The sequence below is a fragment of the Escherichia sp. E4702 genome (assembly GCF_963883545.1).
Lineage (GTDB): Bacteria > Pseudomonadota > Gammaproteobacteria > Enterobacterales > Enterobacteriaceae > Escherichia.
The window spans coordinates 171,283-197,574 of record NZ_CAWORF010000029.1; the positions used below are offsets into that span (position 1 = coordinate 171,283).

Genomic DNA, 26,292 nt, shown 5'->3' on the forward strand with positions numbered 1-26,292 from the left:
GTCTTCATCATGGCAGGCGATACCACAGAAAACTTCCGGCTTCCCCGTTGAGCATTCCCATAAACTCAGATCCTGAGTGAAGCATCAGTAAATCTGAGTTTATGGGAATAAATTAACTGAAAAGCAGAGATTTCGGCCTCCTTATGCTCGGACGGTCCCCGCGTCCCTCTGGGTAGAGGGTGAAAACCGTGCTCCCATTCGCAGTCATCCTCACCCACTCATGTCATAATTCTGATAATCCAGGAAAGAGAGCCATCCATGAATACTGATAACTTTATGTGTAGCAGCGATGAAAAGCAGACCCGCAGCCCGCTATCACTGTACTCAGAATATCAGCGTATGGAGATTGAGTTTCGCGCACCGCATATCATGCCCACCAGCCACTGGCATGGTCAGGTCGAAGTGAATGTGCCTTTCGATGGTGATGTGGAATACCTGATCAACAATGAAAAAGTGAAGATCAACCAAGGGCATATCACACTGTTCTGGGCCTGTACACCGCACCAACTAACAGATACCGGAACCTGTCAGAGCATGGCGATTTTTAATCTGCCGATGCATCTGTTTCTCTCCTGGCCGCTGGATAAAGACCTTATAAACCACGTCACTCACGGTATGGTAATCAAATCACTGGCGACACAGCAGCTTAGTCCGTTTGAAGTGCGTCGCTGGCAGCAGGAACTCAACAGCCCAAACGAGCAAATTCGCCAACTTGCTATTGATGAAATTGGCCTGATGCTCAAGCGATTTAGTCTCTCTGGCTGGGAGCCGATTCTGGTCAATAAAACCTCGCGTACGCACAAAAACAGCGTCTCGCGTCATGCACAGTTTTATGTCAGCCAGATGTTGGGCTTTATTGCAGAAAACTATGATCAAGCGCTAACCATCAACGACGTGGCCGAGCACGTCAAACTTAACGCCAACTATGCGATGGGGATCTTCCAGCGGGTCATGCAATTGACGATGAAACAGTACATTACGGCGATGCGCATCAACCACGTTCGCGCGTTACTGAGCGATACCGATAAAAGTATTCTCGATATTGCCCTGACAGCAGGCTTTCGTTCGAGCAGCCGCTTTTACAGCACGTTCGGCAAATATGTCGGCATGTCGCCGCAAAAATACCGCAAACTTAGCCAACAACACCGTCAGACGCTTCCCGGATAAAGATGATATCAGTATCAGCCAAAAAAATAGTTTAGCTGTCGATAATAAGCAGTGAAAACAACTTTAGAAATCAATGTAATTGTTTGTTTATAAAAATAAAAAAACAAAAGCGACTGTTTTTTACTCGCTTTACAGCCTGAAATACCCAGAAGATACTTGCCCGCAACGAAGATTCCTTCATAACCGGGTAAGCAATGATGAAAGTATTAATTGTTGAAAGCGAGTTTCTCCATCAGGACACCTGGGTCGGTAACGCCGTTGAGCGTCTGGCGAATGCCTTAAGCCAGCAAAATGTCACTGTCATTAAATCAACCTCATTTGATGACGGCTTTGCCATTCTCTCTTCAAATGAGGCCATTGATTGTCTGATGTTCAGCTATCAAATGGAACATCCGGACGAACATCAAAACGTCAGAGAATTGATCGGTAAGCTTCACGAACGCCAGCAAAATGTGCCGGTATTCCTGTTAGGCGATCGGGAAAAAGCCCTCGCCGCAATGGATCGCGACCTGCTGGAGCTTGTCGATGAATTCGCCTGGATTCTGGAAGATACCGCCGACTTTATCGCCGGACGCGCCGTTGCCGCGATGACCCGCTACCGCCAGCAACTGTTGCCGCCACTGTTCAGCGCGCTGATGAAATATAGCGACATCCACGAGTATTCCTGGGCCGCACCGGGCCACCAGGGCGGCGTTGGCTTCACCAAAACGCCAGCCGGGCGTTTCTACCATGACTATTATGGTGAAAATCTGTTCCGTACCGACATGGGCATCGAAAGAACTTCCCTCGGTTCTTTACTTGACCATACTGGCGCATTTGGCGAAAGTGAAAAATATGCCGCGCGCGTATTTGGCGCCGATCGTTCCTGGTCAGTCGTCGTCGGGACTTCCGGCTCTAACCGCACCATCATGCAGGCTTGCATGACCGATAACGATGTGGTGGTCGTTGACCGTAACTGCCACAAATCCATCGAACAAGGCTTAATGCTGACTGGCGCGAAACCCGTCTACATGGTGCCAAGTCGCAACCGCTACGGCATTATCGGGCCAATCTACCCGCAAGAAATGCAGCCTGAAACTTTACAGAAGAAAATCAGCGAAAGCCCGCTGACCAAAGATAAAATTGGGCAAAAACCCTCTTACTGCGTGGTCACCAACTGCACCTACGACGGCGTATGCTACAACGCCAAAGAAGCGCAGGATCTGCTGGAAAAAACCTCCGATCGTCTGCACTTCGACGAAGCCTGGTACGGTTATGCGCGCTTTAATCCGATCTATGCCGATCACTATGCCATGCGCGGTGAACCTGGCGATCATAACGGCCCAACCGTGTTCGCTACCCACTCCACTCACAAACTGCTGAATGCGCTGTCACAGGCCTCTTATATTCATGTACGTGAAGGTCGTGGGGCGATTAACTTCTCCCGCTTCAACCAGGCCTACATGATGCATGCCACCACCTCCCCGCTGTATGCCATCTGCGCATCCAACGACGTGGCGGTGTCGATGATGGACGGCAACAGCGGCCTGTCACTGACGCAGGAAGTGATCGACGAAGCGGTCGATTTCCGTCAGGCAATGGCGCGGTTGTATAAAGAATTTACCGACGAAGGAAACTGGTTCTTTAAACCGTGGAATAAAGAAGTGGTTACCGACCCGGAAACTGGCAAAACCTATGACTTTGCCGACGCGCCGAGCAAACTGCTGACCACCGTTCAGGACTGCTGGGTAATGCATCCAGGCGAAAGCTGGCACGGCTTCAAAGATATTCCGGACAACTGGAGTATGCTCGACCCGATTAAAGTCAGCATCCTCGCACCGGGGATGGGAGAAGACGGCGAACTGGAAGAGACTGGCGTACCTGCCGCACTGGTCACCGCCTGGCTTGGTCGTCACGGCATTGTGCCAACCCGCACCACTGACTTCCAGATTATGTTCCTGTTCTCTATGGGCGTAACCCGTGGGAAATGGGGAACTCTGGTTAACACACTTTGCTCTTTCAAACGCCATTACGACGCTAATACTCCGCTGGCGCAGGTGATGCCGGAACTTGCTGAACAATATCCTGACACTTACGCGAATATGGGGATTCACGATCTGGGTGACAAAATGTTTGCCTGGCTGAAAGAAAACAACCCAGGCGCACGGTTGAACGAAGCCTATTCTGGCCTGCCGGTGGCTGAAATCACCCCGCGTGAAGCCTACAACGCGATTGTCGATAACAACGTCGAACTGGTATCCATTGAAAACCTGCCGGGACGTATTGCGGCGAACTCTGTCATCCCGTATCCGCCAGGAATCCCAATGCTGCTCTCTGGCGAAAACTTCGGCGATAAAAACAGTCCGCAGGTAAGCTATTTACGCTCACTACAATCCTGGGATCATCATTTCCCTGGTTTCGAACACGAAACTGAAGGTACCGAAATTATTGACGGTATTTACCATGTGATGTGTGTGAAAGCGTAACCACTATTCCGCTGAAGGCGTAATTGTTTTAATAACATTACGCCGCCTGGCCTGAGGCCTTTTGAGTATGGCAACGTTTTCATAAAAATTGCTGCAAACAAAAATGCCATACTTTTTGCGCGGTCCCACCCCGCGCTTTTTTTTGCCTGTTATTTACACTTTTTCAGCATGTAAAATTTTTTGTACATGAGAAATTACTATAAAAATTTGTAATATTAGTAAAACACGTTATTTTTATGCATGTTTTGATTCGTCATACAATTATATAACCATTTCCCCGTATCGCTCTTCCTGGCGAAAACGGGTCTTTTATTTGCATTCAGGAGTACATGTATGAGGATTTGCAGCGACCAACCTTGTATTGTTTTATTGACTGAAAAAGATGTCTGGTTAAGGGTGAATGGGAAAGAACCTATAAGCCTGAAGGCTAACCACATGGCGTTATTAAGTTGTGAAAATAATATTATTGATGTCTCCTCACTTAATAACACTTTGGTTGCGCATATTAGTCATAACATCATCAAAGATTACCTCCGTTTTCTGAATAAAGATCTCTCAAAAATACCCGTCTGGCAACGAAGCGCCACCCCAGTCCTGGCCTTACCATGCCTGACACTGGACCTCTTTCGCGTCGCTGCTCAACATAGCATGATGCCCGCAGAAACAGAGTCAGAAAAAGAACGCACTCGTGCATTATTATTCACTGTGCTATCACGCTTTCTCGACAGTAAAAAATTCCTTTCTCTTATGATGTATATGTTACGTAATTGTGTAAGTGATAGCGTTTATCAAATAATTGAAAGCGATATTCATAAAGACTGGAATCTTAGTATGGTAGCCAGCTGTTTATGTCTAAGCCCCAGCCTGTTAAAGAAAAAACTGAAAAGTGAAAACACCAGTTATAGCCAAATAATCACCACCTGCCGTATGCGTTATGCCGTAAATGAATTAATGATGGACGGCAAAAATATCTCACAGGTATCACAATCCTGCGGCTACAACAGCACTTCCTATTTTATATCTGTATTTAAAGACTTCTATGGTATGACGCCTCTCCATTATGTTAGTCAGCACAGAGAACATTCTGTCGCCTGATTTATAACCTGAACGAAGAGCTATATTAATAACAGCATCAGCGATAACCCGGTTGAGGATAATTCAACGCGCGAGTGTAGGCGTATGATATGACGTAATTTATTGTCACGAAGCTCGCCTTCGCAGGAGTTTAATTATGTCTTCGGATGCTGACGCTCACAAAGTGGGCTTAATCCCCGTCACCCTGATGGTGTCGGGGAATATTATGGGGTCAGGGGTTTTTCTGTTACCTGCAAACCTGGCCTCGACAGGCGGGATAGCCATATATGGTTGGTTGGTGACGATTATCGGTGCGCTGGCTTTGTCGATGGTCTACGCCAAAATGTCTTTCCTTGATCCCAGCCCTGGCGGTTCATATGCCTACGCGCGCCGCTGCTTTGGCCCTTTCCTCGGGTATCAAACAAACGTTCTCTACTGGCTGGCCTGCTGGATCGGCAATATTGCTATGGTGGTCATTGGCGTGGGGTATTTAAGCTACTTCTTCCCTATCCTCAAAGATCCGTTGGTATTAACCATCACCTGCGTGGTGGTGCTGTGGATCTTCGTTCTGCTTAATATCGTCGGTCCAAAAATGATCACCCGCGTGCAGGCTGTCGCCACTGTGCTGGCGCTGATCCCCATTGTCGGAATTGCAGTATTCGGCTGGTTCTGGTTCCACAGTGAAACGTATATGGCAGCCTGGAACGTGAGTGGTCAGGGTACTTTCGGTGCGATTCAAAGTACCTTAAACGTCACGTTGTGGTCGTTTATCGGGGTAGAAAGTGCTTCCGTTGCGGCGGGCGTAGTGAAAAACCCGAAACGCAACGTGCCTATCGCCACCATAGGTGGGGTATTGATTGCCGCCGTCTGCTATGTACTCTCGACCACGGCAATTATGGGGATGATCCCTAATGCCGCGCTGCGCGTTTCCGCCTCACCTTTTGGCGATGCAGCGCGGATGGCGCTGGGTGATACCGCTGGGGCCATTGTCTCCTTCTGCGCAGCGGCAGGTTGCTTAGGCTCGCTGGGCGGCTGGACACTACTGGCCGGGCAAACGGCGAAAGCAGCTGCCGATGACGGCCTGTTCCCCCCCATTTTTGCCCGCGTTAACAAAGCGGGTACCCCGGTTGCCGGGTTGATTATCGTTGGTATTCTGATGACTATCTTCCAGTTCAGTAGCATCTCGCCAAACGCCACCAAAGAATTTGGTCTGGTGTCTTCCGTATCGGTAATCTTTACCCTCGTGCCTTATCTTTACACCTGTGCCGCTTTACTGCTTTTAGGTCACGGTCACTTTGGCAAAGCGCGCCCGGCGTACCTGACCATCACGACTATCGCCTTCCTTTACTGTATCTGGGCGGTGGTCGGTTCTGGCGCACAAGAGGTCATGTGGTCATTCGTCACTCTGATGGTAATCACAGCCATGTATGCGCTGAACTACAACCGGATGCATAAAAACCCCTATCCTTTAGATGCACCGATCAGTAAAGATTAAGTCCCCCTTAATCCAGCAAACGCATAAGCCAACCTTAAGAACTTAAGGTTGGCTTAACTTTGCTTTGCGAACATATGCGCACTTTGTTCGATGGAAACACCGTGATGTTGAAGCGCCTTCTAAAAAGACCCTCTTTGAATTTACTCGCCTGGCTATTGCTGGCTGCTTTTTATATCTCTATCTGCCTGAATATTGCCTTTTTTAAACAAGTATTGCAGGCGTTACCGCTGGATTCGCTGCATAACGTACTGGTTTTCTTATCAATGCCAGTCGTCGCGTTTAGTGTGATGAATATTGTTCTGACGCTAGGCTCTTTCTTATGGCTTAATCGCCCGCTGGCGTGCCTGTTTATTCTGGTCGGCGCGTCGGCGCAATATTTCATCATGACCTATGGCATCGTCATCGACCGTTCGATGATTGCCAATATTATTGATACCACTCCGGCAGAAAGTTATGCGCTGATGACACCACAAATGTTATTAACGCTGGGGTTAAGCGGCGTACTTGCGGCGCTGATAGCCTGCTGGATTAAAATTAAACCCGCCAACTCGCGCCTGCGCAGCGTTCTTTTCCGTGGGGCTAATATCCTGATTTCTGTGCTGCTGATTCTGCTGGTCGCCGCGCTGTTTTATAAAGACTACGCCTCGCTGTTTCGCAACAACAAACAGCTGGTGAAATCCTTAAGCCCGTCTAACAGCATTGTCGCCAGCTGGTCATGGTATTCCCACCAGCGACTGGCAAATCTGCCGCTGGTGCGCATTGGTGAGGATGCTCACCGCAACCCGTTAATGCAAAATGAAAAACGTAAAAATCTGACCATTTTGATCGTCGGCGAAACTTCGCGGGCGGAGAACTTCTCGCTCAACGGCTACCCGCGTGAAACTAACCCGCGGCTGGCGAAAGATAACGTGGTCTATTTCCCAAATACTGCGTCTTGCGGCACAGCAACGGCTGTTTCTGTACCGTGCATGTTCTCGGATATGCCGCGCGAGCATTACAAAGAAGAGCTGGCACAACACCAAGAAGGCGTGCTGGATATCATTCAGCGGGCGGGTATCAACGTGCTTTGGAATGACAACGATGGCGGCTGCAAAGGCGTCTGCGACCGCGTGCCTCACCAGAACGTCACTGCGCTGAACTTGCCTGGTCAGTGCATCAACGGCGAATGCTATGACGAGGTGCTGTTCCACGGGCTGGAAGAGTACATCAATAATCTGCAAGGTGATGGCGTGATTGTATTACACACCATCGGCAGCCACGGCCCGACCTATTACAACCGCTATCCGCCGCAGTTCAGGAAATTTACCCCTACTTGCGACACCAATGAGATCCAAACCTGCTCGAAAGAACAACTGGTAAACACTTACGACAACACGCTGGTCTACGTCGACTATATTGTTGATAAAGCGATTAATCTGCTGAAAGAACATCAGGATAAATTTACCACCAGCCTGGTTTATCTTTCTGATCACGGTGAATCGTTAGGTGAAAATGGCATCTATCTGCACGGCCTGCCTTATGCCATCGCCCCGGATAGCCAAAAACAGGTGCCAATGCTGCTGTGGCTGTCGGAGGATTATCAAAAGCGGTATCAGGTTGACCAGAACTGCCTGCAAAAACAGGCGCAAACGCAGCACTATTCACAAGACAATTTATTCTCAACGCTGTTGGGATTAACCGGTGTTGAGACGAAGTATTACCAGGCTGCGGATGATATTCTGCAAACTTGCAGGAGAACGACTGAATGAAAATTCTAATTGTTGAAGACGATACACTGTTATTGCAGGGATTGATTCTGGCGGCGCAAACGGAAGGCTACGCCTGTGATGGCGTCACAACCGCACGGATGGCGGAACAAAGCCTGGAAGCTGGTCATTACAGTCTGGTGGTGCTGGATTTAGGTTTACCTGACGAAGACGGGCTGCATTTTCTCGCCCGCATCCGGCAGAAAAAATACACCCTGCCGGTGCTGATCCTCACCGCCCGCGACACTCTGACCGACAAAATCGCCGGGCTGGATGTCGGGGCTGACGACTATCTGGTGAAGCCTTTTGCGCTGGAAGAGTTACACGCCCGCATCCGCGCCCTGCTGCGACGCCATAATAATCAGGGCGAAAGTGAGCTGATTGTTGGCAATCTGACGCTGAATATGGGGCGCCGTCAGGTATGGATGGGCGGTGAAGAACTGATTTTGACGCCGAAAGAATATGCTCTGCTGTCGCGGTTGATGCTCAAAGCAGGCAGTCCGGTACATCGGGAAATTCTCTACAACGACATCTATAACTGGGACAACGAACCCTCGACTAACACCCTGGAAGTGCATATCCACAATCTGCGCGACAAAGTGGGCAAAGCCCGTATCCGCACCGTGCGCGGCTTTGGCTATATGCTGGTCGTAAATGAGGAAAACTAATTGAATCTGATGCGTTTTCTGCGCCGACCAGTATCGCTGCGCCAAAGGCTGATATTGACCATCGGGGCCATTCTGCTGGTGTTTGAACTGATCAGCGTCTTCTGGCTATGGCATGAAAGTACCGAGCAGATTCAGCTATTTGAGCAGGCGTTACGCGACAATCGCAACAACGATCGCCACATCATGCGTGAGATCCGCGAAGCGGTCGCCAGCCTGATTGTCCCCGGCGTGTTTATGGTCAGCCTGACGCTATTTATCTGCTATCAGGCGGTACGGCGCATCACCCGTCCGCTGGCGGAGTTACAAAAAGAGCTGGAAGCGCGCACCGCCGACAACTTAACGCCCATTGCCATTCACAGTGCCACCCTCGAAATCGAATCGGTGGTTTCGGCTTTGAACGATCTGGTATCTCGCCTGACCAGCACGCTGGATAACGAACGCTTGTTTACCGCTGACGTCGCTCACGAACTGCGAACGCCGCTGGCGGGGGTACGTTTGCATCTGGAGTTGCTGGCGAAAACGCATCACATTGATGTAGCACCGTTAGTGGCGCGGCTTGATCAGATGATGGAGAGCGTCTCCCAGTTGTTACAACTGGCGCGTGCGGGTCAGTCATTTTCATCCGGTAATTATCAGCATGTAAAACTGCTGGAAGATGTCATTCTGCCCTCGTATGACGAGTTAAGTACCATGCTCGACCAGCGTCAGCAAACCTTGCTGTTGCCAGAAAGCGCCGCCGACATCACCGTTCAGGGTGATGCAACCCTGCTGCGGATGTTATTGCGAAACCTGGTAGAAAACGCCCATCGTTACAGCCCACAAGGCAGCAACATTATGATTAAGCTGCAAGAAGATGGCGGTGCGGTAATGGCGGTTGAAGATGAAGGGCCGGGTATTGATGAGAGTAAATGCGGGGAGTTAAGCAAAGCGTTTGTACGAATGGACAGCCGTTATGGCGGAATTGGTCTGGGATTAAGTATTGTCAGCCGCATCACGCAGTTACATCACGGGCAGTTTTTCCTGCAAAACCGGGAAGAAACCTCCGGCACACGTGCCTGGGTACGGCTGAAGAAAGATCAGTACGTGGCAAACCAGATATAGAGAAAGCTGCTGACTACCAGCACGCTGAACACGGTAGTTAAACGTTCATAAATACGGTTTTTCATTGCACTCTCCTCCGTTAACCTGGAGGAGAGTATGCGCGCCAGAGATTAAGTGAACCTTAAGAGTTCGGTTGCAGGCCTGATAAGACAGCGTCGCATCAGGCCATCCATTTCAGATTACTCATCAATACGCGGATGTTGCTGCACCAGGCGAGAACGTTTCGCCTGCAAATCGGCAATCTCGTGGTCAATATCCTCGATTTTTTGCTCAATATTATCGTAATGCTCGACGAGAATTTCCTTCGCTTCCTGTAAATCTGACGCCGCTGGCGTCGCACCTTTCAATGGCTGATTCGCCGTCTCTTTCATGGTTACGCCGGTGATTAAACCAACCACCGCCACGACCATCAGATAATAGGCGGGCATCATCAGATCCTGCGAGCTTTCGACCAGCCAGGCCGCCAGCGTTGGCGTCAGACCGGCAATCAGCACCGAAATATTAAATGCCGCCGCCAGCGCACTGTAACGGATATGCGTCGGGAACATCGCTGGCAGCGTTGAGGCCATAACCCCCGTAAAGCAGTTAAGGATCACTGCCAGCATCAACAACCCGGCGAAAATCAGGCCGATGATATTACTGTTAATCAGGATGAACGCCGGGATCGCCAGCGCAAACAGCGCAACACTACCGAGGATCACAAACGGACGACGGCCAAAACGGTCACTTAGCAAGCCCATCACCGGTTGAACAAACAGCATACCGATCATAATGGCGATAATAATCAGCACTCCGTGGTCTTCGGAGTAGTGCAGGTTATGCGACAAATAACTCGGCATATAGGTCAGCAGCATGTAGTAAGTGACGTTGGTGGCAATCACCAGGCCAATACACGTCAACAGACTGCGCCAGTGTTTGGTGGCAATCTCTTTAAACGAGACTTTCGGACCATCCTGTAGACCTTCCCGGTCGCCCTGCTCCAGTTTCTCAACGTGTTGCTGGAAAGCAGGCGTCTCTTCCAGCGCATGGCGCAAGTAAAGCCCGATAATCCCCAAAGGCAGAGCGATAAAGAACGGAATACGCCAGCCCCAGTCGAGGAAGTTTTCTTCACCGACGATGGTCGAAATTAACACCACCACGCCCGCACCCAGCACAAACCCGGCAATAGAGCCGAAATCCAGCCAGCTGCCCATAAAACCGCGTTTACGGTCAGGGGAGTATTCCGCAACAAATATCGACGCCCCGGTATATTCGCCCCCCACCGAGAATCCTTGCGCCATCTTACAGATCAACAACAGGATCGGTGCCCAAATACCAATAGAGGCGTAGGACGGTATTAAGCCAATACAGAACGTACTGATCGACATAATCACAATGGTGATCGCAAGGATCTTCTGGCGACCATATTTATCGCCCAACATACCGAAGAAGAGCCCGCCAAGCGGTCGAATCAGAAAGGGAACGGAGAAGGTGGCGAGTGCAGCAACCATCTGCACGCTGGGGTCAGCCCCCGGGAAAAAGACCTTACCTAACGCGTAGGCAACAAAACCATAAACACCAAAATCGAACCATTCCATTGCATTACCCAGCGATGCTGCGGTAATGGCTTTGCGCAGTTTACCGTCATCAATAATAGTGACATCACGAAGGGTAATCGGTTTTACTTTTTTCCTTTTCAGCATAGCTTTCCTCGCAGAGTAAGCCCATTTCCGCACACGTCAGGCAAATGACGTGGCGCCCGCAAAAGGGAAGCGGGAATTGCAGGGTGCAATCTCTGTAACAAGCGTAGCGGGTTTACTTACACGTTCCGATTAAGAATTGTACAACCAAACCAGTTGACGCCTGAATTGGGCAGTTAATGACCTTTTTACCCTACCAGCGTTTAAATTTGTGATCAACTTCACATATGAATTTCGTTAAACACTCACCAATGTAACTGATTATTTACACGCAATTTACAGAGAAGATTTCCTCGACCAAGGCCTCCACCAGACGTTGTGCTGAACAGAGCCGTGGCATCCCTACCGCGACAGTTTGCCAACGTTGGGTCACCGACCAGCAAACGGGCTGTTTATCTGCATCGGACCACTTACCCAACCAACCTAAAAAGTCAGCATGTTCCCCACCGCTTAGAGCTGTCGATGATGTGAACCACTGGTGGTAATAATGACGAGTAGTCGGTGCTGCGTTGATACTTTCAGCCAGATATTGCGTCGCTTTTACGCGCAAATCACCAAGCAACAACGCTGCCGCTTGCGGACTTCCCAGACGGCAGGCATCGCCAAACGCCCCCCAACGCAGTTCTTCCAGAACGATGAAACAACGTCCAGGCAGCGACCAACTGTCATACGCACCGGCATGCCAGCGAGTAAAAATTTGCTCGCTCTGTTCGCCCGCCTGCACCAGTAACCCTCGTTGCGTTAAGGCTTTTTCCTTCCAGTGACAACGAGCGGAAAACCACTCAAATAAAGCGGTAATTTGCTGCTGGAGCTCCGGGAAAGCGGATTGTTGGCGGAGATCCCTTTTTTGCAGTAACGCCAGATATTGTGCGATCTGTGTCAACGCCAGATGACCGGGGTCAAGCATTGCCGCCAGTTTTTCCACCAATGCCAGGCGTAGACTAAGCGGCGCATTTAACATTCCGGCATTCGCCCACGTCTGAAGCTGTGTGCGAGCAAGGATCTCCTGCATCAGTCGTTCACGAAACTGCTGCTGATGGGCTTGCGGATGGCGGGTATCATCACCCAGCGCCAGATCCACTAAAAAGCGGGGATGAACCGACTCCAGCACGCGACCGGGGCCGTCCAGTAACGTCTTTGTCAATACTGTTCTGCCGTGAAAAGAGTTTGAATATCATCGCGTAACAACTGAGAGTCCGTATAAATCCAGCCGTGTGTTGTTGCAGTCTGCTGCAATTGCTGCTGCATAATTTTCACCACGGATTCATTTTGCTGTCGCAAAGCCAGACTTTCGCGTAAACGCGTGTGTAATTCCGTCAAACATACAGCGAAATCAGCGAAAAATGTGCTCATTCCTGCCGTGACAGAATCATCGACCTGAACCGCTAAAACTTTAGCCATTTGTTGGCAATAGAGGTCAATTTCTTCGGTTAACGTACGTTGTAGCACACTGTAATCAACGGTCTTCGTCGGGGATTTCTCACTACTCCGTCCCCAGTCTGGTTGATTCAACCAGCGCGAGAAAGTCTCACGTACAACACCTAAACGGGTGACCTGCTCATCCGGTATTTCCTGGAGTGACATTGCATCGCTGAATAGCTGGCGAGTATTGAAGTGGGGAACCACACTGCGAAAAACAGGAAACTCAAATCCAGGGCGAAACCCAGACTCACTCAATGCCACTTTAACCTGTTGTTCAATGGGACGAATAACATCGGTTAGTACCCGGCAAAGGGTTGATTCCAGTTCAGCAAAACGCAGCGTGAAATCCCGGCTGATTTGGGTCTGTGCCGTCTGTAACAGTGTCTCGCAGCGAGTACGAATCTCGCTTAATGGCCACGAATCATGTTGAAACAGCACGGCTAACTGGGCATTCACCTGCTCTTGCTGCTGACGTAAAAAGTCGTTGGCTGATGCCAGGGCCAGCTCTATTTCATGTTGAATCTCACCGCTCACCTGCGTCTGATTGAGTTGCAATAGCTGCAAATTTTCTTCGAGTTGGTGGATATTTTGCCGCAATAGCTCGCAGGCGACAGTCAGGCCGTGGGCGCGAAAATCAAGGTACTCCCGCGCCTGCTGGGCGTAATTCAACAATTTATGCGAGGCAGAACGCAGAGCGTACAACGACGCGTTGGCATACGCGGCATGAAGCAACGCCTGCACCGGCTGTTCGAATAACGAGTCTTCCCACAATTGCTCAACTGCATGGCGAATATGGTCGATATCCTCCAGATCCGCGTTACACCAGCGCCTGCCGAGCGCCGCATGAGCAAAATCCTCCACCCAGCGTTGCTGTTGAGGATCGGGCAACCTGCCGCTGCTGGCTAACTCATGGCGCGCCCGATTCGCCAGATAGCCCCACATCGACGATACCGGAAATATCTGCCCTGGCGTAACACAGCCTTTCATCAACGTCCCGGAAATCAGCGCCCGCACCTGTTCGGCATCGTCGCTGTTACGATCCTGCTGATCGAATTTATTGACCAATACATACAGCGGTACTGACTTGCCGACGGCCATAACCGCCGCTCGCACCTCTTCATCGGAGATCGATTTCAGTTGCGTATAATCCATCACCGCCAGCACCGCAGAAGCACGCGCCAGCTGCTCATTAAGCATTTTTTGCAGATGTGGTTGCCCGGCTTCGTTTGGCCCGGGAGTATCCAGTAATGTTAACTGCCCCGGATAACTTTCCAGCCCCGCCAGATGAACGAACTCCACTTCAATCACCGGAATATGTTCAATGGCGGCGTAAGCAGAAAAAGGAAAATCAACGTCCAGCGCTTTCGCCATGCGCACCAAATCATTCAAACTTTTCAGACAATGAAAAATAGGCTGGGCGCCCAGGTAATATTTTTCGAAAGCGACGCCATTTTCGATCCGCTGCATAAGTGCACGCATATCTTTATCTATTTCCAGCACATCGGTCAGATGCTTAATATCGTAATCACGCAGGCGCTGTTGTAATTGTTGGATTAAACGGTCAATTGGCGCGACATGTGAAAAATGCAGCACGGGTTCTTTTTGCCCCGGCGTATGGCGAATAAGCGTTGGCAGCGCAGTCATAGGGCGATTGCGATTAGGAAGAACTTCAGTGCCAACAATGGCATTAATGGTGGTTGATTTCCCTGCTTTCATAGTGCCGACAATCGCCAGCACCATTTCCAGACGGGAAATTTTACGCAGCTCATTATTCAGCATCGCGTGGCGCTCGACGATATTATGCTGACTCCAGGGTAAAGTCAGAGGCGGCGCCACTTCTCCAGGTACAGTGAGAGGCATTTTTTCCAGTAACTGCAACTGTTGTCGGGAAAGCAGTAACAGACGTTCCGCCTCCTGACTTAACTCATATATTGTCTGTGTGCACATGGAAAGTTCTTCCTTAAAGCAAATTTTATTACTTTTATTTAGCCAGATCGTTTTTTAGTTCTGTTTTCGGCTTTTATAATTACTGCGGGAAATAATTTATATTTAATTTGTTGTTTTTATTAGAATGACGAAGTCTCTTCCGACACGTTTAAAAGTCAGAAAGATAAAAAACAATTAAATTAAAAAAAGAACAAGAATAAAGTTAACCTTATCTCAAATAATAAACTGAGGCAAAAAGATTATTTTCTTTTTGCCTTCTCTTTCAAATGAAAACGATCGTCGTCTAAAATCAGCAGTACCCCCGACAAACTCAGGGATTTTGTGTATAATTGCGGCCTTTTTCGGCAATCTGCCGTTTTTTGGCGCTTTTGCCCCGCTGACTTTTGAGGAAAACCACATGTCATTACCACACTGCCCAAAATGCAACTCCGAATACACTTACGAAGATAACGGCATGTACATCTGCCCGGAATGCGCCTACGAATGGAACGACGCAGAACCTGCACAGGAAAGTGACGAGCTGATCGTTAAAGATGCTAACGGCAACCTGCTGGCTGACGGCGACAGCGTTACCATCATTAAAGATCTGAAGGTGAAAGGTAGCTCTTCGATGCTGAAGATCGGCACCAAAGTGAAAAACATCCGCCTGGTTGAAGGCGACCATAACATCGATTGCAAAATCGACGGTTTTGGTCCGATGAAACTGAAATCTGAGTTTGTGAAAAAGAACTGATTGTATTGCTCAATGTAATGTTGGCACATGATCCGTAGGCCGGATAAGGCGTTTACGCCGCATCCGGCAACGGTGCCAGATGCCTGATGCGACGCTCGCGCGTCTTATCAGGCTTCCCTCTCATCTGTACAAATTTCGAACTACACTTAACTGGCTTCTCTTAACTGAGGTCACCATCATGCCGTTAAGTCCCTACCTCTCTTTTGCCGGTAACTGTGCCGACGCAATTGCTTATTATCAACGCACATTGGGCGCGGAACTGCTCTATAAAATCAGCTTCGGGGAAATGCCGAAATCAGCGCAGGACAGCGCCGAAGGCTGCCCTTCCGGGATGCAATTTCCCGATACCGCCATCGCCCATGCTAACGTGCGTATTGCCGGAAGCGATATCATGATGAGCGATGCCATGCCGTCAGGAAAAGCCAGCTACTCCGGCTTTACACTGGTACTCGATTCGCAACAGGTCGAAGAAGGAAAACGCTGGTTTGATAACCTTGCAGCTAACGGAAAAATCGAAATGGACTGGCAGGAAACTTTCTGGGCGCATGGCTTCGGCAAAGTCACCGATAAATTTGGCGTGCCGTGGATGATTAATGTCGTTAAACAACAACCAACGCAATAACCCGCCGGGAGGCCCGCCCTCCCGCACTGTCATCGAATTCCCGTTAACTCTTCATCTGTTAGTCACTTTTAATTAACCAAATCGTCACAATAATCCGCCACGATGGAGCCACTTTTTTAGGGAGGCTGCATCATGCAAACGATTATCCGTGTCGAGAAGCTCGCCAAAACCTTCAATCAGCATCAGGCGCTGCACGCGGTTGATCTGAACATTCATCATGGTGAAATGGTGGCTCTGCTTGGGCCGTCGGGTTCCGGCAAATCCACCCTTTTACGTCACTTAAGCGGTTTGATTACCGGCGATAAATCTGTCGGTAGCCATATCGAGCTGCTGGGCCGCACTGTCCAGCGCGAAGGCCGTCTGGCCCGCGATATCCGCAAAAGCCGCGCCCATACCGGCTACATCTTCCAACAATTCAACCTCGTGAATCGCCTGAGCGTACTGGAAAACGTGCTGATTGGCGCGCTCGGCAGCACGCCGTTCTGGCGCACCTGTTTTAGCTGGTTTACCCGCGAGCAGAAACAACGCGCGTTACAGGCGCTGACCCGCGTTGGCATGGTGCATTTTGCCCATCAACGCGTTTCCACCCTATCCGGCGGACAGCAGCAGCGTGTGGCGATTGCCCGCGCGCTGATGCAGCAGGCGAAGGTGATTCTGGCGGACGAACCGATCGCCTCGCTGGACCCGGAATCCGCCCGCATCGTGATGGATACCCTGCGCGACATCAACCAGAACGACGGCATCACCGTGGTCGTCACGCTGCATCAGGTGGATTACGCCCTGCGCTACTGCGAACGCATCGTCGCCCTGCGCCAGGGGCACGTCTTCTACGACGGCAGCAGCCAACAGTTTGATAACGAACGTTTTGACCATCTCTACCGCAGCATCAACCGCGTCGAAGAGAACGCGAAAGCTGCCTGACATCCCCATCATTGAGGAAAACGAATGAACGCTAAGATAATTGCCTCGCTGGCCTTCACCAGCATGTTCAGCCTCAGCACCCTGTTAAGCCCGGCGCACGCCGAAGAGCAGGAAAAGGCGCTGAATTTCGGCATTATTTCAACGGAATCACAGCAAAACCTGAAACCGCAATGGACGCCATTCTTACAGGATATGGAGAAGAAGCTGGGCGTGAAGGTGAACGCCTTCTTTGCCCCGGACTACGCGGGCATTATCCAGGGAATGCGCTTCAATAAAGTGGATATCGCCTGGTACGGCAACCTGTCGGCAATGGAAGCGGTGGATCGCGCCAACGGCCAGGTCTTCGCCCAGACGGTCGCGGCGGATGGATCGCCGGGTTACTGGAGCGTGTTGATCGTCAACAAAGACAGCCCGATCAACAACCTGAACGATCTGCTGGCGAAGCGAAAAGATCTCACCTTCGGCAATGGCGATCCTAACTCCACCTCTGGCTTCCTCGTCCCCGGTTACTACGTCTTCGCCAAAAACAATATCTCCGCCAGCGACTTCAAACGCACCGTCAACGCCGGGCATGAAACCAACGCGCTGGCCGTCGCCAACAAGCAGGTGGATGTGGCGACCAACAACACCGAAAACCTCGACAAGCTGAAAACCTCCGCGCCGGAGAAGCTGAAAGAACTGAAAGTGATCTGGAAGTCACCGCTGATCCCAGGCGATCCGATCGTCTGGCGTAAAAATCTTTCCGAAACCACCAAAGACAAGATCTACGACTTCTTTATGAATTACGGCAAAACGCCGGAAGAGAAAGCGGTGCTGGAACGCCTGGGCTGGGCACCGTTTCGCGCCTCCAGCGACCTGCAACTGGTACCGATTCGCCAGCTCGCGCTGTTTAAAGAGATGCAAAGCGTGAAAGGCAATAAAGGGTTGAATGAGCAGGACAAGCTGGCAAAAACCACCGCCATTCAGGCGCAGCTGGATGACCTGGACCGCCTGAACAACGCGTTAAGCGCGATGAGTTCGGTGAGTAAAGCAGTGCAGTAAATCGTAAGTCGGATAAGACGCCCCAGCGTCGCATCCGACAATGTGCAGACGTTGATGCCGGATGCGGTGCAAGCACCTTATCTGGCCTACAAACCGGAGCCAAACATGCAAACCATCACCATCGCCCCACCCAAGCGCAGCTGGTTCTCGCTTCTGAGCTGGGCCGTTGTTCTCGCCGTGCTGGTCGTCTCGTGGCAGGGCGCGGAAATGGCCCCGCTCACGCTGATTAAAGACGGCGGCAACATGGCGACTTTCGCCGCCGACTTCTTCCCTCCCGATTTCAGCCAGTGGCAGGATTACCTCACCGAAATGGCCGTCACGCTGCAAATCGCCGTCTGGGGCACCGCGCTGGCGGTGGTTCTCTCCATCCCCTTCGGCCTGATGAGCGCTGAAAACCTGGTGCCGTGGTGGGTGTACCAGCCCGTTCGCCGCCTGATGGACGCCTGCCGCGCCATTAACGAAATGGTCTTCGCCATGCTGTTCGTGGTCGCCGTCGGCCTCGGTCCGTTCGCCGGCGTGCTGGCACTGTTTATCCACACCACTGGTGTGCTTTCCAAACTGCTTTCCGAAGCAGTGGAAGCGATTGAACCCGGCCCGGTGGAAGGCATTCGCGCCACTGGCGCCAACAAGCTGGAAGAGATCCTCTACGGCGTACTGCCGCAGGTGATGCCGCTGCTGATCTCCTACTCCCTCTATCGCTTCGAATCCAACGTCCGCTCGGCGACCGTCGTCGGCATGGTCGGCGCGGGCGGAATTGGCGTCACCCTGTGGGAAGCGATTCGCGGTTTCCAGTTCCAGCAAACCTGCGCCCTGATGGTGCTGATTATCGTCACGGTCAGCCTGCTGGATTTCCTCTCTCAACGGTTGCGTAAGCACTTTATCTGATTAGCGAGGCATTGATAGCTATGCACTTGTCTACACATCCGACCAGCTACCCAACACGCTATCAGGAGATAGCCGCAAAACTTGAGCAGGAGCTTCGTCAACACTACCGCTGCGGCGACTATCTTCCCGCCGAGCAGCAACTGGCGGCGCGCTTTGAGGTGAATCGCCACACCCTGCGCCGCGCCATCGACCAACTGGTGGAAAAAGGCTGGGTACAGCGCCGTCAGGGCGTCGGCGTGCTGGTGCTGATGCGCCCGTTCGATTACCCGCTCAACGCCCAGGCGCGTTTTAGCCAGAACCTGCTGGACCAGGGCAGCCACCCCACCAGCGAAAAACTGCTGTCGGTGCTGCGCCCCGCCTCCGGTCACGTCGCTGACGCGCTGGGGATAACCGAGGGGGAGAACGTCATCCACCTGCGCACCCTGCGTCGGGTCAACGGCGTCGCGCTCTGTTTAATCGACCACTACTTTGCGGACCTCACCCTCTGGCCGACGCTGCGACGCTTCGACAGCGGCTCGCTGCACGATTTTCTGCGCGAGCAAACGGGGATTGCGCTGCGCCGCAGCCAGACGCGGATCAGCGCCCGCCGCGCCCAGGCCAAAGAGTGCCAGCGTCTTGAAATCCCGAATATGTCGCCGCTGCTGTGCGTGCGCACCCTTAACCACCGTGACGGTGAAAGCAGCCCGGCGGAGTACTCCGTCAGCCTGACGCGCGCCGACATGATTGAATTCACTATGGAGCACTGAATGCACGCAGATACCGCGACCCGCCAGCACTGGATGTCCGTGCTGGCGCACAGCCAACCGGCTGAACTGGCAGCCCGCCTGAACGCGCTGAACATCACCGCCGACTATGACGTTATCCGCGCCGCCGAAACTGGCCTGGTGCAGATTCAGGCGCGGATGGGCGGCACCGGCGAACGTTTTTTTGCCGGCGACGCCACGCTGACCCGCGCCGCCGTACGCCTGACTGACGGCACGCTCGGCTACAGCTGGGTGCTGGGGCGCGACAAACAACACGCCGAACGCTGCGCGCTGATTGACGCGCTGATGCAGCAATCTCGCCACTTTCAAAACTTATCAGAAACCCTTATTGCCCCGCTGGACGCTGACCGTATGGCACGCATTGCCGCACGCCAGGCCGAAGTGAACGCCAGCCGGGTCGACTTCTTTACGATGGTTCGCGGAGACAACGCATGACCCTGGAAACCGCTTTTATGCTTCCCGTGCAGGATGCCCAGCACAGTTTTCGTCGCCTGTTAAAGGCCATGAGCGAGCCGGGCGTGATTGTCGCCCTGCATCAGCTCAAACGCGGCTGGCAGCCGCTGAATATCGCCACCACCAGCGTGCTGCTGACGCTGGCTGATAACGACACGCCGGTGTGGCTTTCCGCGCCATTAAGTAACGATATCGTCAGCCAGAGCCTGCGTTTTCATACCAACGCGCCGCTGGTCAATCAACCGGAACAGGCGACCTTCGCGGTGACGGATGAGGCGATTTCCAGCGAACAGCTCAACGCTCTTTCCAGCGGCACCGCCGTTGCGCCGGAAGCGGGCGCGACGCTGATTTTACAAGTCGCCAGCCTGAGCGGCGGGCGCATGCTGCGCCTTACCGGCGCGGGTATTGCCGAAGAACGGATGATCGCCCCGCAGCTACCGGAGTGCATTCTGCACGAACTCACCGAGCGCCCGCACCCGTTCCCGCTCGGCATCGACCTGATCCTGACCTGCGGCGAGCGCCTGCTGGCTATCCCGCGAACCACTCATGTGGAGGTGTGCTGATGTACGTTGCCGTGAAAGGGGGCGAAAAGGCGATCGACGCCGCCCACGCCCTGCAAGAGAACCGACGCCGGGGCGATACCGATTTGCCTGAACTGAGCGTCGCCCAGATTGAACAGCAGCTTAATCTCGCGGTGGATCGCGTGATGACCGAAGGCGGCATTGCCGACCGCGAACTGGCGGCGCTGGCGCTGAAACAGGCCAGCGGCGATAACGTTGAAGCGATTTTCCTGCTGCGCGCCTACCGCACGACGCTGGCAAAGCTGGCGGTGAGCGAGCCGCTCGACACCACCGGGATGCGCCTCGAACGCCGTATTTCGGCGGTTTATAAAGACATTCCCGGCGGCCAGCTGCTTGGCCCAACCTACGACTACACCCATCGCCTGCTCGATTTCACCCTGCTGGCAAACGGCGAAGCGCCAACGCTGACCACCGCCGACAGCGAACAACAGCCGTCGCCGCACGTTTTCAGCCTGCTGGCGCGTCAGGGGCTGGCGAAGTTTGAAGAAGATAGCGGCGCACAGCCGGATGACATCACCCGCACGCCGCCGGTTTACCCCTGCTCACGCTCTTCCCGTTTGCAGCAGTTAATGCGCGGCGACGAAGGCTATTTGCTGGCGCTGGCCTACTCCACGCAGCGCGGTTACGGGCGCAATCACCCGTTCGCAGGCGAAATCCGCAGCGGCTATATCAACGTGTCGATTGTGCCGGAAGAGCTGGGATTTGCGGTGAACGTCGGCGAATTGCTGATGACCGAGTGTGAAATGGTTAACGGTTTTATCGACCCGCCGGATGAGCCGCCGCACTTCACGCGCGGCTACGGGCTGGTGTTCGGCATGAGCGAGCGCAAAGCGATGGCGATGGCGCTGATTGACCGCGCTCTGCAAGCCCCGGAATACGGCGAGCACGCGACGGGCCCGGCGCAGGATGAAGAGTTCGTGCTGGCACATGCCGATAACGTCGAGGCCGCAGGCTTTGTCTCGCACCTCAAACTCCCGCACTACGTCGATTTCCAGGCCGAACTGGAGCTACTCAAACGTCTGCAACAGGAGCAGAACCATGGCTAATCTGAGCGGCTACAACTTTGCGTACCTCGACGAGCAGACCAAACGCATGATCCGCCGCGCCATCTTAAAAGCGGTGGCGATCCCCGGTTATCAGGTGCCGTTTGGCGGACGCGAAATGCCGATGCCATACGGCTGGGGAACCGGCGGCATTCAGCTTACCGCCAGCGTGATTGGCGAAAGCGACGTGTTGAAGGTGATTGACCAGGGCGCGGATGACACCACCAACGCCGTGTCGATTCGCAACTTCTTTAAGCGCGTGACCGGGGTGAACACCACCGAGCGCACGGACGATGCGACGCTTATCCAGACGCGCCATCGCATCCCCGAAACGCCGCTGACCGAAGATCAGATCATTATTTTCCAGGTGCCGATCCCCGAACCGCTGCGCTTTATCGAGCCGCGCGAAACGGAAACCCGCACCATGCACGCGCTGGAGGAGTACGGCGTGATGCAGGTGAAGCTGTATGAAGATATCGCCCGCTTCGGTCATATCGCCACTACCTACGCCTATCCGGTGAAGGTGAACGGGCGCTACGTCATGGACCCATCGCCGATCCCGAAATTCGATAACCCGAAAATGGACATGATGCCCGCCCTGCAACTGTTCGGCGCAGGGCGTGAGAAGCGCATCTATGCGGTGCCGCCGTTTACCCGCGTGGAAAGCCTCGATTTCGACGATCACCCGTTCACCGTCCAGCAGTGGGATGAGCCGTGCGCCATCTGCGGATCGACCCACAGCTATCTTGATGAAGTGGTGATGGATGACGCCGGAAACCGCATGTTTGTCTGCTCCGATACCGATTATTGCCGCCAACAGAGCGAGGCGAAAAGCCAATGAATCAACCGTTACTTTCGGTCAATAACCTGACCCACCTTTACGCGCCGGGCAAAGGCTTTAGCGATGTCTCTTTTGATTTATGGCCGGGGGAAGTGCTGGGCATCGTCGGGGAATCCGGCTCCGGGAAGACCACGCTGCTGAAATCAATCTCCGCACGCCTGACGCCGCAGCAGGGGGAGATTCACTATGAAAACCGTTCCCTCTATGGCATGAGCGAAGCCGACCGCCGCCGCCTGCTGCGCACCGAATGGGGCGTGGTGCATCAGCATCCGCTCGACGGCCTGCGCCGCCAGGTCTCGGCAGGCGGCAATATCGGCGAGCGGCTGATGGCGACCGGGGCGCGTCATTACGGCGACATTCGCGCCACCGCGCAAAGATGGCTGGAAGAGGTGGAGATTCCCGCCAACCGTATCGACGACTTGCCGACCACCTTTTCCGGCGGCATGCAGCAACGTTTGCAGATTGCCCGCAACCTGGTGACGCATCCGAAGCTGGTGTTTATGGACGAGCCAACCGGCGGGCTGGATGTGTCAGTGCAGGCACGCCTGCTCGACCTGCTGCGCGGCCTGGTGGTGGAGCTGAATCTGGCAGTGGTAATTGTTACCCACGATTTAGGCGTCGCCCGCCTGCTGGCGGACCGTTTGCTGGTGATGAAACAGGGGCAAGTGGTGGAGAGTGGGTTAACCGACCGCGTGCTCGACGACCCGCATCACCCGTATACCCAATTGCTGGTGTCATCGGTTTTGCAGAATTGAGCCGGTGCCGGATGCGGCGTAAACGCCTTATCTGGCCTACAAATGCGCTCCCCGTAGGTCGGATAAGACACATCCGACACCCGAACCACGAGGCGAAAAATGATTAACGTACAAAACGTCAGTAAAACCTTCATCCTGCACCAGCAAAACGGCGTGCGTCTGCCCGTCTTACAACGAGCCTCGCTCACCGTCAACGCGGGCGAATGCGTGGTGCTCCACGGCCATTCCGGCAGCGGCAAATCAACCCTGCTGCGCTCGCTGTACGCCAACTATCTGCCCGACGAAGGGCAAATCCAGATTAAACACGGCGACGAATGGGTAGACCTGGTCACCGCGCCAGCACGCAAAGTGGTGGAAATCCGCAAGACCACCGTCGGCTGGGTGAGCCAGTTTCTGCGCGTCATCCCGCGTATTTCGGCGCTGGAAGTGGTGATGCAGCCGCTGCTCGATATCGGCGTACCGCGTGAAGCCTGCGCCGCTAAAGCCGCGCGTCTGCTCACGCGCCTGAATGTGCCGGAACGCCTGTGGCACCTTGCGCCATCGACCTTCTCCGGCGGCGAACAGCAGCGCGTCAACATCGCCCGCGGCTTTATCGTCGACTACCCCATTCTGCTGCTCGACGAACCCACCGCCTCGCTGGACGCCAAAAACAGCGCCGCCGTAGTCGAGCTGATTCGCGAAGCCAAAGCCCGCGGCGCAGCCATCGTCGGCATATTCCATGACGAAGCCGTACGTAATGACGTCGCCGACCGCCTGCACCCAATGGGAGCCTCTGCATGATTATCAATAACGTTAAGCTGGTGCTGGAAAACGAAGTGGTGCACGGTTCGCTGGAGATGCAAGACGGCGAAATCCGCGCCTTTGCCGAAAGCCAGAGCCGCCTGCCGGAGGCGATGGACGGCGAAGGCGGCTGGCTGCTGCCGGGGCTGATTGAGCTGCATACCGATAACCTCGATAAATTCTTCACCCCGCGCCCGAAAGTTGACTGGCCCGCCCATTCCGCGATGAGCAGCCACGATGCGCTGATGGTGGCGAGCGGCATCACCACCGTACTGGACGCCGTGGCGATTGGTGATGTGCGCGACGGCGGCGATCGGCTGGAGAATCTGGAGAAGATGATCAACGCCATCGAAGAGACGCAGAAACGCGGTGTCAACCGCGCCGAGCACCGTCTGCACCTGCGCTGTGAACTGCCGCATCACACTACGCTGCCGCTGTTTGAAAAACTGGTGCAGCGCGAGCCGGTCACGCTGGTGTCGCTGATGGACCACTCACCGGGCCAGCGCCAGTTCGCCAACCGCGAGAAGTATCGCGAATATTATCAGGGCAAATACTCGCTCACTGATGCGCAGATGCAGCAGTACGAAGAAGAGCAACTGGCGCTCGCCGCACGCTGGTCGCAGCCGAATCGCGAATCCATCGCCGCTCTGTGCCGCGCGCGACAAATTGCCCTCGCCAGCCACGATGACGCCACGCACGCCCACGTTGCCGAATCCCACCAGCTTGGCAGCGTGATCGCCGAATTTCCCACCACGTTTGAAGCGGCGGAAGCCTCGCGCAAGCACGGCATGAACGTGCTGATGGGCGCGCCGAATATCGTGCGCGGCGGTTCGCACTCCGGCAACGTGGCGGCAAGTGAGCTGGCACAGCTTGGCCTGCTGGATATCCTCTCTTCCGACTACTACCCCGCCAGCCTGCTGGATGCGGCATTTCGCGTCGCCGATGACCAGAGCAACCGCTTTACGCTGCCGCAGGCGGTGAAGTTAGTGACCAAAAATCCGGCGCAGGCGCTTAATCTTCAGGATCGCGGGGTGATTAGCGAGGGCAAACGCGCCGACCTGGTGCTGGCGCATCGCAAGGGCAATCATATTCATATCGACCACGTCTGGCGTCAGGGTAAAAGGGTGTTCTGATGACGGGAAAACTGATTTGGTTAATGGGGCCGTCCGGCTCCGGGAAAGACAGCCTGCTGGCGGAACTCCGCCAGCGGGAACAGACGCAGTTACTGGTGGCGCATCGCTACATCACGCGCGATGCCAGCGCCGGAAGTGAAAACCATATCGCCCTGAGTGAGCGGGAGTTTTTTTCCCGCGCGGGGCAAAACCTGCTGGCCTTAAGCTGGCACGCTAATGGTCTGTATTATGGCATCGGCATCGAGATTGACCTCTGGCTACACGCCGGATTCGACGTGGTGGTCAACGGCTCACGCGCGCATCTGCCGCAGGCACGGGCGCGCTATCAATCGGCGCTGCTGCCCATTTGCTTACAGGTTTCGCCGGAGATCCTCCGCCAGCGTCTGGAAAACCGTGGCCGTGAAAACGCCAGTGAAATTACGCCCGACTGGCGCGCGCCGCCCGCTATACTCCGCAGGATTGCCATACACTCAACAATGACGGCAGCCTGCGCCAGTCGGTCGACACGCTGCTGACGCTGATTCATCAGAAGGAGAAACACCATGCCTGCTTGTGAGCTTCGCCCGGCCACGCAGTACGATACCGACGCGGTTTACGCGCTGATATGTGAGCTAAAACAGGCGGAGTTTGACCATCACGCGTTTCGCGTGGGCTTTAACGCCAACCTGCGCGACCCAAACATGCGCTACCATCTGGCGCTGCTGGATGGCGAAGTTGTCGGCATGATCGGCCTGCATTTGCAGTTTCATCTGCATCATGTCAACTGGATCGGCGAAATTCAGGAACTGGTGGTGATGCCGCAGGCGCGCGGTTTGAACGTTGGTAGCAAGTTGCTGGCATGGGCAGAAGAAGAAGCCCGCCAGGCCGGGGCCGAAATGACTGAGCTTTCCACCAACGTGAAGCGCCACGACGCGCACCGTTTCTATCTGCGCGAAGGCTACGAGCAGAGCCACTTCCGCTTCACGAAGGCGCTGTAA

25 protein-coding genes and 1 pseudogene are annotated in these 26,292 nt (G+C 53.7%); 22 read left to right on the forward strand and 4 right to left on the reverse strand.

The genetic code is table 11. The features are described 5' to 3' along the window. Nucleotides 1-258: 258 nt before the first annotated feature. The 7 genes from melR to pmrB all read left to right on the forward strand — a co-directional run bounded on the left by melR (nt 259) and on the right by pmrB (nt 9,715). Complete coding sequence (gene melR, locus AACU94_RS18960; protein ID WP_130216775.1) at nt 259-1,167, forward strand: transcriptional regulator MelR; 909 nt, start codon at nt 259-261, stop codon at nt 1,165-1,167. 197 nt (nt 1,168-1,364) lie between these two features. Beyond that, nucleotides 1,365-3,632: an arginine decarboxylase gene (adiA, locus tag AACU94_RS18965; protein WP_135490083.1), complete on the forward strand. Its 2,268-nt coding sequence runs from the start codon at nt 1,365-1,367 to the stop codon at nt 3,630-3,632. Nucleotides 3,633-3,965: 333 nt separating this feature from the next. Then, entirely contained in the window at nt 3,966-4,727 is a 762-nt protein-coding gene (gene adiY, locus AACU94_RS18970; protein WP_130205913.1) for a DNA-binding transcriptional activator AdiY, read from the forward strand. Between the two features lie 136 nt (nt 4,728-4,863). Beyond that, nucleotides 4,864-6,201, forward strand: a complete 1,338-nt coding sequence (gene adiC / locus AACU94_RS18975; protein WP_130216777.1) for an arginine/agmatine antiporter — start codon at nt 4,864-4,866, stop codon at nt 6,199-6,201. A gap of 104 nt (nt 6,202-6,305) precedes the next feature. Further along, a complete protein-coding gene (eptA, locus tag AACU94_RS18980) occupies nt 6,306-7,949 on the forward strand; it encodes a phosphoethanolamine transferase EptA (protein WP_135490058.1) in 1,644 nt (547 codons plus the stop codon). Further along, nucleotides 7,946-8,614 (forward strand): two-component system response regulator BasR, encoded by a 669-nt coding sequence (basR, locus tag AACU94_RS18985; protein WP_103753345.1) that lies wholly within the window; start codon nt 7,946-7,948, stop codon nt 8,612-8,614. The genes eptA and basR overlap by 4 nt, the downstream gene beginning before the upstream one ends. Next, nucleotides 8,615-9,715, forward strand: coding sequence for a two-component system sensor histidine kinase PmrB (gene pmrB / locus AACU94_RS18990; RefSeq protein WP_165383529.1), 1,101 nt, complete (start codon nt 8,615-8,617; stop codon nt 9,713-9,715). Here the strand turns inward: pmrB and pmrR are convergent. From pmrR to crfC, 4 genes are all read right to left on the reverse strand, one after another. Further along, nucleotides 9,691-9,780 (reverse strand): LpxT activity modulator PmrR, encoded by a 90-nt coding sequence (gene pmrR / locus AACU94_RS18995; protein WP_074399408.1) that lies wholly within the window; start codon nt 9,778-9,780, stop codon nt 9,691-9,693. The genes pmrB and pmrR overlap by 25 nt on opposite strands. 114 nt (nt 9,781-9,894) lie before the next feature. Beyond that, entirely contained in the window at nt 9,895-11,397 is a 1,503-nt protein-coding gene (gene proP / locus AACU94_RS19000) for a glycine betaine/L-proline transporter ProP (RefSeq protein WP_130216781.1), read from the reverse strand. A gap of 262 nt (nt 11,398-11,659) precedes the next feature. Then, nucleotides 11,660-12,538, reverse strand: coding sequence for a diguanylate cyclase regulator RdcB family protein (locus AACU94_RS19005; RefSeq protein ID WP_135490059.1), 879 nt, complete (start codon nt 12,536-12,538; stop codon nt 11,660-11,662). Continuing rightward, nucleotides 12,535-14,763, reverse strand: coding sequence for a clamp-binding protein CrfC (crfC, locus tag AACU94_RS19010; RefSeq protein ID WP_135490060.1), 2,229 nt, complete (start codon nt 14,761-14,763; stop codon nt 12,535-12,537). Before crfC ends, AACU94_RS19005 begins: the two co-directional genes overlap by 4 nt. Nucleotides 14,764-15,160: 397 nt before the next feature. Between crfC and AACU94_RS19015 the strand changes: the two genes are divergently transcribed. The 15 genes and pseudogenes from AACU94_RS19015 to phnO all read left to right on the forward strand — a co-directional run bounded on the left by AACU94_RS19015 (nt 15,161) and on the right by phnO (nt 26,292). Then, nucleotides 15,161-15,496 (forward strand): zinc ribbon domain-containing protein YjdM, encoded by a 336-nt coding sequence (locus AACU94_RS19015; RefSeq protein ID WP_001300891.1) that lies wholly within the window; start codon nt 15,161-15,163, stop codon nt 15,494-15,496. Nucleotides 15,497-15,674: 178 nt separating this feature from the next. Further along, a complete protein-coding gene (gene yjdN / locus AACU94_RS19020; protein WP_130224349.1) occupies nt 15,675-16,118 on the forward strand; it encodes a VOC family metalloprotein YjdN in 444 nt (147 codons plus the stop codon). 132 nt (nt 16,119-16,250) lie between these two features. Beyond that, nucleotides 16,251-17,039 carry a phosphonate ABC transporter ATP-binding protein gene (phnC, locus tag AACU94_RS19025; RefSeq protein WP_096986695.1) on the forward strand — a complete coding sequence of 263 codons (789 nt, stop codon included), beginning with the start codon at nt 16,251-16,253 and terminating at the stop codon, nt 17,037-17,039. A gap of 24 nt (nt 17,040-17,063) precedes the next feature. Further along, nucleotides 17,064-18,080, forward strand: coding sequence for a phosphonate ABC transporter substrate-binding protein (gene phnD, locus AACU94_RS19030; protein WP_135490061.1), 1,017 nt, complete (start codon nt 17,064-17,066; stop codon nt 18,078-18,080). A gap of 105 nt (nt 18,081-18,185) precedes the next feature. Next, nucleotides 18,186-18,965, forward strand: a complete 780-nt coding sequence (phnE, locus tag AACU94_RS19035) for a phosphonate ABC transporter, permease protein PhnE (RefSeq protein ID WP_001193500.1) — start codon at nt 18,186-18,188, stop codon at nt 18,963-18,965. 20 nt (nt 18,966-18,985) lie between these two features. Next, nucleotides 18,986-19,711: a phosphonate metabolism transcriptional regulator PhnF gene (gene phnF, locus AACU94_RS19040; RefSeq protein ID WP_135490062.1), complete on the forward strand. Its 726-nt coding sequence runs from the start codon at nt 18,986-18,988 to the stop codon at nt 19,709-19,711. Next, complete coding sequence (gene phnG / locus AACU94_RS19045; RefSeq protein WP_130205889.1) at nt 19,712-20,164, forward strand: phosphonate C-P lyase system protein PhnG; 453 nt, start codon at nt 19,712-19,714, stop codon at nt 20,162-20,164. Next, nucleotides 20,161-20,745 (forward strand): phosphonate C-P lyase system protein PhnH, encoded by a 585-nt coding sequence (gene phnH, locus AACU94_RS19050; protein ID WP_107236291.1) that lies wholly within the window; start codon nt 20,161-20,163, stop codon nt 20,743-20,745. The genes phnG and phnH overlap by 4 nt, the downstream gene beginning before the upstream one ends. Then, nucleotides 20,745-21,809, forward strand: coding sequence for an alpha-D-ribose 1-methylphosphonate 5-triphosphate synthase subunit PhnI (gene phnI, locus AACU94_RS19055; protein ID WP_135490063.1), 1,065 nt, complete (start codon nt 20,745-20,747; stop codon nt 21,807-21,809). Before phnH ends, phnI begins: the two co-directional genes overlap by 1 nt. Next, complete coding sequence (gene phnJ / locus AACU94_RS19060; protein WP_135490064.1) at nt 21,802-22,647, forward strand: alpha-D-ribose 1-methylphosphonate 5-phosphate C-P-lyase PhnJ; 846 nt, start codon at nt 21,802-21,804, stop codon at nt 22,645-22,647. Before phnI ends, phnJ begins: the two co-directional genes overlap by 8 nt. Next, nucleotides 22,644-23,402, forward strand: coding sequence for a phosphonate C-P lyase system protein PhnK (gene phnK, locus AACU94_RS19065; RefSeq protein WP_097498322.1), 759 nt, complete (start codon nt 22,644-22,646; stop codon nt 23,400-23,402). The genes phnJ and phnK overlap by 4 nt, the downstream gene beginning before the upstream one ends. Nucleotides 23,403-23,501: 99 nt before the next feature. After that, nucleotides 23,502-24,182 (forward strand): phosphonate C-P lyase system protein PhnL, encoded by a 681-nt coding sequence (gene phnL / locus AACU94_RS19070; protein WP_130224341.1) that lies wholly within the window; start codon nt 23,502-23,504, stop codon nt 24,180-24,182. Continuing rightward, nucleotides 24,179-25,315 (forward strand): alpha-D-ribose 1-methylphosphonate 5-triphosphate diphosphatase, encoded by a 1,137-nt coding sequence (gene phnM / locus AACU94_RS19075; protein ID WP_135490065.1) that lies wholly within the window; start codon nt 24,179-24,181, stop codon nt 25,313-25,315. Before phnL ends, phnM begins: the two co-directional genes overlap by 4 nt. Continuing rightward, nucleotides 25,315-25,871, forward strand: a pseudogene (gene phnN / locus AACU94_RS19080) (ribose 1,5-bisphosphokinase). Before phnM ends, phnN begins: the two are co-directional and overlap by 1 nt. Further along, nucleotides 25,858-26,292, forward strand: a complete 435-nt coding sequence (gene phnO / locus AACU94_RS19085) for an aminoalkylphosphonate N-acetyltransferase (RefSeq protein ID WP_001110490.1) — start codon at nt 25,858-25,860, stop codon at nt 26,290-26,292. Before phnN ends, phnO begins: the two are co-directional and overlap by 14 nt.

What these genes read in the sequence shown, in the direction of transcription:
- phnD (WP_135490061.1), top strand. Translation starts at nt 17,064, where the DNA reads ATGAACGCTAAGATAATTGCCTCGCTGGCCTTCACCAGCATGTTCAGC.
- phnM (WP_135490065.1), top strand. Translation starts at nt 24,179, where the DNA reads ATGATTATCAATAACGTTAAGCTGGTGCTGGAAAACGAAGTGGTGCAC.
- adiA (WP_135490083.1), top strand. Translation starts at nt 1,365, where the DNA reads ATGAAAGTATTAATTGTTGAAAGCGAGTTTCTCCATCAGGACACCTGG.
- adiC (WP_130216777.1), top strand. Translation starts at nt 4,864, where the DNA reads ATGTCTTCGGATGCTGACGCTCACAAAGTGGGCTTAATCCCCGTCACC.
- phnI (WP_135490063.1), top strand. Translation starts at nt 20,745, where the DNA reads ATGTACGTTGCCGTGAAAGGGGGCGAAAAGGCGATCGACGCCGCCCAC.
- eptA (WP_135490058.1), top strand. Translation starts at nt 6,306, where the DNA reads ATGTTGAAGCGCCTTCTAAAAAGACCCTCTTTGAATTTACTCGCCTGG.
- proP (WP_130216781.1), bottom strand. Translation starts at nt 11,397, where the DNA reads ATGCTGAAAAGGAAAAAAGTAAAACCGATTACCCTTCGTGATGTCACT.
- pmrR (WP_074399408.1), bottom strand. Translation starts at nt 9,780, where the DNA reads ATGAAAAACCGTATTTATGAACGTTTAACTACCGTGTTCAGCGTGCTG.
- phnJ (WP_135490064.1), top strand. Translation starts at nt 21,802, where the DNA reads ATGGCTAATCTGAGCGGCTACAACTTTGCGTACCTCGACGAGCAGACC.
- crfC (WP_135490060.1), bottom strand. Translation starts at nt 14,763, where the DNA reads ATGTGCACACAGACAATATATGAGTTAAGTCAGGAGGCGGAACGTCTG.
- basR (WP_103753345.1), top strand. Translation starts at nt 7,946, where the DNA reads ATGAAAATTCTAATTGTTGAAGACGATACACTGTTATTGCAGGGATTG.
- phnH (WP_107236291.1), top strand. Translation starts at nt 20,161, where the DNA reads ATGACCCTGGAAACCGCTTTTATGCTTCCCGTGCAGGATGCCCAGCAC.
- phnL (WP_130224341.1), top strand. Translation starts at nt 23,502, where the DNA reads ATGATTAACGTACAAAACGTCAGTAAAACCTTCATCCTGCACCAGCAA.
- phnE (WP_001193500.1), top strand. Translation starts at nt 18,186, where the DNA reads ATGCAAACCATCACCATCGCCCCACCCAAGCGCAGCTGGTTCTCGCTT.
- melR (WP_130216775.1), top strand. Translation starts at nt 259, where the DNA reads ATGAATACTGATAACTTTATGTGTAGCAGCGATGAAAAGCAGACCCGC.
- AACU94_RS19015 (WP_001300891.1), top strand. Translation starts at nt 15,161, where the DNA reads ATGTCATTACCACACTGCCCAAAATGCAACTCCGAATACACTTACGAA.
- adiY (WP_130205913.1), top strand. Translation starts at nt 3,966, where the DNA reads ATGAGGATTTGCAGCGACCAACCTTGTATTGTTTTATTGACTGAAAAA.
- yjdN (WP_130224349.1), top strand. Translation starts at nt 15,675, where the DNA reads ATGCCGTTAAGTCCCTACCTCTCTTTTGCCGGTAACTGTGCCGACGCA.
- phnF (WP_135490062.1), top strand. Translation starts at nt 18,986, where the DNA reads ATGCACTTGTCTACACATCCGACCAGCTACCCAACACGCTATCAGGAG.
- phnK (WP_097498322.1), top strand. Translation starts at nt 22,644, where the DNA reads ATGAATCAACCGTTACTTTCGGTCAATAACCTGACCCACCTTTACGCG.
- phnG (WP_130205889.1), top strand. Translation starts at nt 19,712, where the DNA reads ATGCACGCAGATACCGCGACCCGCCAGCACTGGATGTCCGTGCTGGCG.
- phnC (WP_096986695.1), top strand. Translation starts at nt 16,251, where the DNA reads ATGCAAACGATTATCCGTGTCGAGAAGCTCGCCAAAACCTTCAATCAG.
- phnO (WP_001110490.1), top strand. Translation starts at nt 25,858, where the DNA reads ATGCCTGCTTGTGAGCTTCGCCCGGCCACGCAGTACGATACCGACGCG.